1 protein-coding gene is annotated in these 1123 nt (G+C 33.6%); it reads left to right on the forward strand.

Features of this window, described 5'->3' with window-relative positions; translation table 11 throughout:
* A partial coding sequence (locus ACSQ6I_RS24665) for an IS701 family transposase (protein ID WP_438892872.1) occupies window positions 1–1074 on the forward strand: 1074 nt, incomplete at its 5' end.
* Window positions 1075–1123: the final 49 nt, after the last annotated feature.

The raw sequence follows: 1123 nt of genomic DNA on the forward strand, positions 1-1123 counted from the left end.
GAATTAAAACAACGAAGATTAAATAAAGTTAAGCAAGCATTGAAGGGTCAGGCGATTACAGTAGTAATAGATGAAACCGGAGATAGAAAAAAAGGTAAAAAGACTGATTATGTAGCGAGACAATATTTAGGAAGTGTAGGAAAAGTTGATAATGGAATAGTTTCAGTCAATGCTTATGGAGTTTACTCTAATATAACTTTTCCATTAAGTGTAAAAGTATTCAAACCAAAAGGGACGCTAAAAGAAGGAGATAAATATAAAACTAAAATAGAGTTATCGTCAGAAATAATTACAGAGTTAATTGAAGAGGGTTTTAATATCGAACTGGTACTGGCAGATAGTTTATATGGTGAAAGTAGCCAATTTATTAGAAAATTGGATGAATATAACTTAGCCTATGTGGTAGCAATTAGAAGTAATCATGGAGTCTGGTTACCCGCAGGACAAAGCTTTAGGGCGAATAAGTGGTGTAAATTTGAGAGAACATTTAGCAATCAAAAATCAGAGGCTAGATATATCCGAGAAATAATTTATGGTAAAAAAAGAACCATAACTTACTGGGAAATAACTACTGACCCAGAAACCATGCCAGATAATTCTACTTCTTTCGTCATGACAAATCTTCAAGGGAATTTGAACAAGACTTTAGGTGACTTATATGGATTAAGAACTTGGGTTGAATATGGGTTTCGACAGTGTAAACAGGAACTAGGCTGGACAGATTACCGTTTCACTAATTTCCAACATATTGAGAGATGGTGGGAGATTATTTTTAGTGTTTATACTATGATTAGCTTAAATTCTCCAGTCTTCTTAGGCTTAAATCAATCTGGTCAACTTGAGACTAAGGCAAAAGAAAATAGTGATGTGGATTTTTCTAATCATCCACAATGGAACCATGAATCTGGATGGAAGAATACTTTAAATAATCTGCGTCTCATTATCCAACCACTTTTACTATTTTGGCTAATTTATCCCTGGTTAAGTATTTTCCATAATTCACATTTGTTACTGGGATTCAATCATTTAATTGCCGCAATGAATCAATTTAAACCCTGTTATACTTCTGGATGATTTAGCTTCTTTACTACTTGCTTATTCCGGAAAGTGACAGAAGAGGGAT

The sequence above is a fragment of the Anabaena sp. WFMT genome (genome assembly GCF_051781005.1).
In the GTDB taxonomy this organism is placed as follows: domain Bacteria; phylum Cyanobacteriota; class Cyanobacteriia; order Cyanobacteriales; family Nostocaceae; genus Anabaena.